Genomic DNA, 7,427 nt, shown 5'->3' with positions numbered 1-7,427 from the left:
ACGCGGACCTCGGTGCCGCCGGGGACGCCGGTGCCGTGGCGCGGCAGGTGCGGCGGCTGGCCGAGGCCGGCGCGGACGCGGTGATCCTGCAGCCCACGGCGGACGAACCGGACCCGGAGGGGTTCGTGCGGTTCGTGGCGCAGGAGGTGGCGCCGGAGCTGCAGGGGACGGGCACCGGCGGCCGGGTCGGCGGCGACCGTTCCTGACGCCGCGTCGGCAGCGAGTCCCGCCCCGACGCGGCGGCGGGGGTGAAGATCTGATGGACAGTGAGGGAGGGTTCCGTGGCGAGCGGATCGGCCGGAGCGGGGCGGGGCCGTTCCTTCGAGGAGCTGGTCGCCGAAGGGGCCGCCGTGCCCACCGACGGCTGGGACTTCTCCTGGTTCGAGGGCCGGGCCACCGAAGCCCGTCCGCCCTGGGGGTACGCGCGTGCCCTGGCGGAGCGGATCGTCCGGGCGGACGCCGTGCTCGACGTCCAGACCGGCGGCGGCGAGGTGCTCGACTTCGCGCTCGCCAACGCCTTCCCCTCCGCCGGACCGGGGGTGTCCCGGCCGCGCCGGGGGCGGCTCCCGCTGGTCGTCGCCACCGAGGGCCGGCCGCCCAACGCCGCCCGTGCCGCCGCCCTGCTCCGGCCCCGGCGCGTCACGGTCGTCGCCTCGGCCGGGGAGGCGCCGCTGCCCTTCGCCGACGGCGCCTTCGACCTCGTCGTCAGCCGCCACCCCGTCGAGCCGCCGTGGACGGAGATCGCGCGGGTGCTGGAACCCGGGGGCACGTACTTCGCCCAGCGCGTCGGCCCGGGCAGCGCCCGGGAGCTCGTGGAGCACTTCCTCGGGCCGCAGCCCGGCGGGGGCGGCGGGGCCCGGCACCCGGACCGGGAGCGGCGCGCGGCCGAGGCCGCCGGGCTGGAGGTCACCGGCCTGCGGACCGCACGTCTGCGCATGGAGTTCTTCGACATCGGTGCCGTGGTGCACTTCCTGCGGAAGGTCGTCTGGATGGTGCCGGACTGCACCGTCGAGGCATACCTGCCGCGGTTGCGGGCGCTGCACGAGCGGATCGTGGCCGAGGGGGCCTTCGTCGCCCACAGCACGCGGCAGCTCGTCCAGGCCCGCAGGCCGGTGGCCGGCCGGTGGCCGCATCGTTATGGATCCGGGCTCGCCTTCCCGTCCCCCCATCACGTAAGTTCGGACCAAGGTAATTCGCGTGAGCAAAGCTGCGCGGGAGTGGTACCGCGCAGTGGAGGGGGCTGCGCGGTGCCCGGCCGTTCCGCGCCCGTCCGCGGCCCCGCGTCCCGGGGGCCCCGGTCTCCTGATCCCTCCGCGTCACCCTCTCCCGCCTCCCGTGTCCCACCGGGTCAAGACGGCGTGTCGGGCCCGGTCACCCATCTGGGGGACGGCCGGAAGAATGATCGCGGAACGTGCCGAAGACGCCACATCCGTCACAGCGACCTCACATCGCCTGCAATTTCCCAGGTGAAGGCGCCATTCCTGCAGGAAATCGGCCACTCGCGCGGCCTGAATCGCTCGTTCCGCGACCACCTCGGCGTCGCCGGCCGAATCCGGAGAGTAGTTGTGGCACGCCGATGGACGCAGCATCACTTACGAAGGGTTATGGTGGAAACCCCCCCTCGGGCCGGTCCGTCTCCCCCCCACGGACCGGCCCGTTTTTTTGTGTCCGTGGTTAGAGTCCCTCGCATGTCGAACGAGTATCCGGCCCTGCCCCCGCAGCAGCCCGGCCACAACGGCGAGGCCGCTCACCGGCCGCAGTACCCGCACCCGCAGTACCCCCACCCGCACTACCCCCATCCGCAGGTGCCGGCCGGGATGCCCGCCGCCGTGCGGGCCGCGCAGGTGGTGATCTTCGCGCTCGCCGGACTCGGAGTGGTGCACAGCGCCCTGGTGGGCGCCTTCTCCGGCGCGGAGGCGGCCGGACGGGCCTTCGCGCCGTACCTGACGGCCTGGGTGCTGCTCGTCCTGGCCTTCCTCTTCCCCTCCGCGGGCCCCGGTGTCCGGGTCGCCGCGCTGGTGCTCGGCTCCGTCCAGATCCTGCTCGCGCTCGGCGGGGCGGCGCAGGGCACGCCGTTCGGCATCCTGCCCCTGGCGGGCGCCGTCGCCGTCGTCGTGCTGCTCGGCCAGGGCTCGGCGGGCGGCTGGTTCCGGCGGCCCCGCACGCGGTGAGGCCGGCCCGCGGCGCCTCCCGAACCCCGCGGGACCCTCGACCACCGCCCCACCCCGGGCTTTGGGGACGCCCGCCCGCGCGGGGGTAGGCTTCGCCCCCGGGGACCGCCATACGGACAGGGGCCGCCCGCGACCACGACCGGGTCGCCATGCCGTGGACCCGCGGCGGGGTGCCGCGTCTGTCCGATCCGCACGGAGGGGCTGACGATCACGTGAACCTGCGCGACAAGCTGCGTGGCCTGCTGGTCAGGCTGTACGCACGCCGGGTGGAAGGCCACCTGGACACCGCTCAGGTGCCCAAGCACATCGGCGTCATCATGGACGGGAACCGCCGGTGGGCCAAAGCCGCGGGATCCAGCACCGTCCACGGCCACCGCGCGGGCGCAGACAAGATCGAGGAGTTCCTCGGCTGGTGCACGGAGACGGACGTCGAGGTCGTCACCCTGTGGCTGCTGTCGACGGACAACTTCGACCGCCCCGAGGAAGAGCTCGTCCCCCTGCTCGGCATCATCGAGGACGTGGTCCGCAGCCTCGCCGCCGACGGACGCTGGCGTGTGCACCACGTCGGCACCCCCGACCTGCTGCCCGCCGGAATGCAGACCACCCTCAAAGAGGCCCAGCAGAGCACGGCGCACGTCGACGGCATAGTGGTCAACGTCGCCATCGGCTACGGCGGCCGCCAGGAGATCGCCGACGCCGTACGGTCCATGCTCCTCCAGGCGCACGAGCAGGGCACCTCCATGGAGGAGCTCGCCGAGTCCGTCGACGTCGACATGATCGGACGTCACCTCTACACCCGCGCCCAGCCCGACCCGGATCTGGTCATCCGCACCAGCGGCGAGCAGCGGCTGTCCGGCTTCATGCTCTGGCAGACCGCTCACTCGGAGTACTACTTCTGCGAGGTCTTCTGGCCGGCCTTCCGCAAGGTCGACTTCCTGCGCGCGCTGCGCGACTACGCCGCCCGCCACCGGCGTTACGGCGGCTGAAGACCCGGCAGGGCCGGGCCGGGCGGCAGCCCGCCAGCGGTCCGTTCCCCCATGCGGGTCACACGGTGTCACGGAGAGTTCACGCGTGCGCCGTCGTGCACCGTTGCATGGCGGCGTACGTTCGAGGGCATAAGCCAGACAGGTCGACACCCGAACCACGGGTGTCGGATCTCAGCGGACGGCCCGGGGTCGTCCGCCCGGGAGGCCCTTTGCATCAGCCCCACCGTGCGGTCACGGCACGGAAAGAGCAGCGGAGGGCCGGTTCTCGGCCCGCTGCGCAGAGGGGTCGTCGGCCGGCCGCGGCGTCCGCCACGCCGGCCACGATCGTCATCGCCCACCCGGCCCGGCTTCGCTCCGTCGCTCCCCGACCTCTTCCGAGGGGGTACGTCCTTCCGTGGTGACCAGCACAAAGCGCCACAAGCCCGACCGGCGCACCTATGTCCTCGACACCAGCGTCCTGCTGGCCGACCCAGGCGCCCTGAGCCGCTTCGACGAGCACGAGGTGGTGCTCCCCGTTGTCGTGGTGACGGAACTGGAGGCCAAGCGGCACCATCCCGAACTGGGCTACTTCGCCCGGCAGGCCCTGCGCCTGCTCGACGAGTTCCGGGTACGGCACGGTCGCCTCGACGCCCCGATCCCCATCGGGGACCTCGGCGGCACCGTCCGGGTCGAGCTCAACCACTCGGACCCCAGCGTGCTGCCGACCGGCTACCGCCTGGGGGACAACGACTCCCGCATCCTCGCGGTCGCCCGCAATCTGCAGGCCGAGGGGTTCGACGTCACCGTGGTGTCGAAGGACCTGCCGCTGAGGATCAAGGCGTCCTCCGTCGGACTCCTCGCCGAGGAATACCGCGCCGAGCTCGCCATCACCGACGCCTCCGGCTGGACCGGCATGTCCGAACTCACCCTGCCGGGTGAGCAGGTGGACATCCTCTTCGAGGAGGGGCACGTCTACGTGCCCGAGGCGTCCCACCTGCCCGTGCACACCGGCCTGACCCTCCAGTCCGAGCGCGGCAAGGCGCTCGGCCGGGTCACCGCCGACGGCAACGTCCGTCTGGTGCGCGGCGACCGGGAGGTGTTCGGCATCAAGGGCCGCAGCGCCGAGCAGCGCATCGCCCTGGACCTGCTCCTCGATCCGGACGTCGGCATCGTGTCGATGGGCGGCCGGGCCGGCACCGGCAAGTCGGCGCTGGCGCTGTGCGCGGGCCTGGAGGCGGTGCTGGAGCGCCGTCAGCACCAGAAGGTGATGGTCTTCCGGCCGCTGTACGCGGTGGGCGGGCAGGAACTCGGCTACCTGCCCGGCACCGAGGCCGAGAAGATGGGCCCCTGGGCGCAGGCGGTCTTCGACACGCTGTCCGCCGTCACCTCGCGGGAGGTCATCGAAGAGGTCACCGCGCGCGGCATGCTGGAGGTCCTGCCGCTCACCCACATCCGGGGCCGCTCGCTGCACGACGCGTTCGTCATCGTCGACGAGGCCCAGTCGCTGGAACGGAACGTCCTGCTGACCGTTCTGTCCCGGATCGGCGCCAATTCGCGGGTCGTCCTGACCCACGACGTGGCCCAGCGCGACAACCTGAGGGTGGGCCGGTACGACGGAGTGGTCGCCGTCGTGGAGAAACTGAAGGGGCATCCGCTGTTCGCCCACGTCACCCTGACCCGGTCCGAAAGGTCCAGGATCGCCGCACTGGTGACCGAAATGCTCGAAGACGGTCAGGTCTGACCGAACTCTTCCAAAAAGGAGCGGTTACGCAAGAGTTGGCGCCGTCCGGAAAGGCACAGAGCCTAGCCGGGCGGCGTCGGCGTGCGTGGCCTTTCCGGAAAACGCCTGGGGCAAACGGGGTGTGAGCTTTCACACGCGGCGGAGAATTGCCTCCCGCCGCCGGATTACGGCAGAGTCTCCTTCCTGTCAGGCCCCGCATACGACACATCCGTACCGCCAGCGGCACGGGACACAACCGAAGCACCGGCTTCCAACTGCATAGCGTCGTCGTATGCCGCCCGAGCACCACGCGGCGCTCCCCGCACGGGGGGTTGCCCACCGGGCCCGCGCCTCCCGTGGCCCGCAGTTGGGGAGGCCAGTGCCAGGGGCACGATTGCGTCCGCGAGGGTCACCGAAGCGGGCGATGCTGGAAGGAAACCGTGTGAGCCGGATCTCGGTCCGGGGATTCGCAGTGGCTTCGGCCACCGCGGTCACCGCTGTCGGAAGCGTCGTCGGCGTTGCCTCGGGCAGCACCGCGCAGAACAACGACGTCGAGGCGACGGCAGCCAGCACCACGCTGCTCGCGGACATCCCCGCGGGCCAGCAGGCCCAGGTACAGACCGCCTCCGTGACGCAGCAGGCCGAGACGATGGCCATCGCCGCGGACACGACCGCCAAGAAGGACGCGGAGGAGGCAGCCCGCAAGGCCGCCGCCAAGACCGCCGTGGCCAAGAAGGAGCAGGCCGAGAAGGCGGCGAAGGAGGCCAAGCAGCGCGAGGCCGAGGCCAAGGCCGCCGCGAGCCGCTCCGCCACCCGGGACGCCTCCAGCTTCTCGGCGAAGGCGAGCTACACCGTCGCCGAAGTCCAGGCCATGGCCCGCCAGATGATTCCCGGCGACCAGTTCCAGTGCTTCAGCAACATCGTGACCCGCGAGTCCACCTGGAACTACAAGGCCGTCAACCCCTCCTCGGGCGCCTACGGTCTCGTCCAGGCGCTCCCGGGCTCCAAGATGGCCTCCGCCGGCGCCGACTGGCAGACCAACCCGGCCACCCAGATCAAGTGGGGCCTGAACTACATGAACGAGCGCTACGGCAGCCCCTGCGGCGCCTGGTCGTTCTGGCAGGCCAACCACTGGTACTAGGCCCGGCAGGCCCGCCGGCCTCCACCCCGCTCAACCCCGGCGCAGCCCCGCACCGTCCTACGGTGCGGGGCTGTCGCCCTGTAGCGTCTGACCGACGACTCCAGGGGGAGTGGTGCGGAGAAACGGGGGAAGAGGACGGATCATGTCGCGAGTGCCAGGATGGCTCGGCCGGGTCGGAGCCGGACTGACCGCGGTCGGCAAACGGCTCGACGAACGCCGCGCCGAGGTCGAACGGGAGGACGGCGACCCGTCCGCGTCCGCCCCGGCAGAGGGCCACGTCCCCCCGCCGCCCGACTACGCGCCCGCCGTCCCGGCCCGCCCCGACCCGGCGCAGGCCGTGCCGTGGGGCGTGCGCGTGGCGGCCGAGGCCGGCTGGCGGCTGCTGGTCCTCGCGGGCACCCTCTGGGTCCTCATGCGGGTCATCAGCGCCGTCCAGCTGGTGGTGCTGGCCTTCGTGGCCGCCCTGCTCATCACCGCCCTGCTCCAGCCCACGGTGGCGCGGCTGCGCCGCCTCGGCGTGCCGCGCGGGCCGGCCACCGCACTGACCGCGCTGTTCGGCTTCGTCGTCATGGGCCTCATCGGCTGGTTCGTGACCTGGCAGGTCATGGAGAACATCGACAACCTGACCAGCCAGATCCAGGGCGGCATCGACGAACTGCGCAACTGGCTGCTGAACAGCCCCTTCCACGTCACCGACAAGCAGATCAACGAGATCGCCAAGAACCTCCGGGAGGCCGTCGGAGCCAACAGCGAGCAGATCACCTCGGCGGGCCTGGAGGGCGTCACCGTCGTCGTCGAGGCGCTCACCGGCATCCTGCTCGCGGTGTTCTCCACGCTGTTCCTGCTCTACGACGGCCGGCGCATCTGGGAGTGGTCGCTGAAGCTGGTCCCGGCCGTCGCCCGCCCGGGCGTCGCCGGCGCCGGACCGGCCGCCTGGCGGACGCTGACGGCGTATGTGCGCGGCACGGTGATAGTGGCGCTGATCGACGCCATCTTCATCGGCCTCGGCATCTACTTCCTCGATGTGCCGATGGCGGTGCCGCTGGCCGTCTTCATCTTCCTGTTCGCCTTCATCCCGCTGGTCGGTGCGGTCGTGTCGGGCGCGCTGGCGGTGGTCGTCGCGCTCGTCACCCAGGGCGTGTTCACGGCCGTCATGACCCTCGTCGTGGTGCTGGCGGTGCAGCAGATCGAGGGGCACATCCTGCAGCCGTTCATCCTCGGCCGCGCCGTCCGGGTGCACCCGCTCGCCGTGGTGCTGGCCGTGGCCACCGGCGGCATGGTGGCCGGAATCGGCGGTGCGGTGGTCGCCGTGCCGCTGGTCGCGGTCACCAACACCGTCGCGACCTATCTGCGCGCCTACTCCCAGGAGGCGTCCACCCGGCTGGCCCCCCGGCCCCGGGGCGCCACGGCCGTCACCGCGACCGCCGCGG

At 72.1% G+C, this 7,427-nt stretch carries 4 protein-coding genes and 2 pseudogenes; all 6 read left to right on the top strand.

What is annotated here, in order from left to right:
* Positions 1–206: pseudogene (locus G3I53_RS13105) on the top strand (hypothetical protein); the annotation flags it as partial.
* A 75-nt stretch (positions 207–281) separates the two neighbouring features.
* A pseudogene (locus G3I53_RS33840) lies at positions 282–1,112 on the top strand (methyltransferase domain-containing protein); the annotation flags it as partial.
* Positions 1,113–2,383: 1,271 nt separating this feature from the next.
* Positions 2,384–3,157, top strand: a complete 774-nt coding sequence (locus G3I53_RS13095; protein ID WP_164339006.1) for an isoprenyl transferase — start codon at positions 2,384–2,386, stop codon at positions 3,155–3,157.
* Positions 3,158–3,551: 394 nt separating this feature from the next.
* On the top strand, positions 3,552–4,877 hold the full coding sequence (locus tag G3I53_RS13090) for a PhoH family protein (protein ID WP_164339007.1): 1,326 nt from the start codon (positions 3,552–3,554) through the stop codon (positions 4,875–4,877).
* 403 nt (positions 4,878–5,280) lie between these two features.
* Complete coding sequence (locus G3I53_RS13085; RefSeq protein WP_203592768.1) at positions 5,281–5,997, top strand: transglycosylase SLT domain-containing protein; 717 nt, start codon at positions 5,281–5,283, stop codon at positions 5,995–5,997.
* A 142-nt stretch (positions 5,998–6,139) separates the two neighbouring features.
* A partial coding sequence (locus G3I53_RS13080; protein ID WP_164438362.1) for an AI-2E family transporter occupies positions 6,140–7,427 on the top strand: 1,288 nt, incomplete at its 3' end.

This window comes from Streptomyces sp. SID14436 (genome assembly GCF_010548465.1).
In the GTDB taxonomy this organism is placed as follows: domain Bacteria; phylum Actinomycetota; class Actinomycetes; order Streptomycetales; family Streptomycetaceae; genus Streptomyces.
The sequence above is the reverse complement of the archived record's forward strand: the minus strand, read 5'-3'. Positions and strand labels throughout refer to the sequence as shown.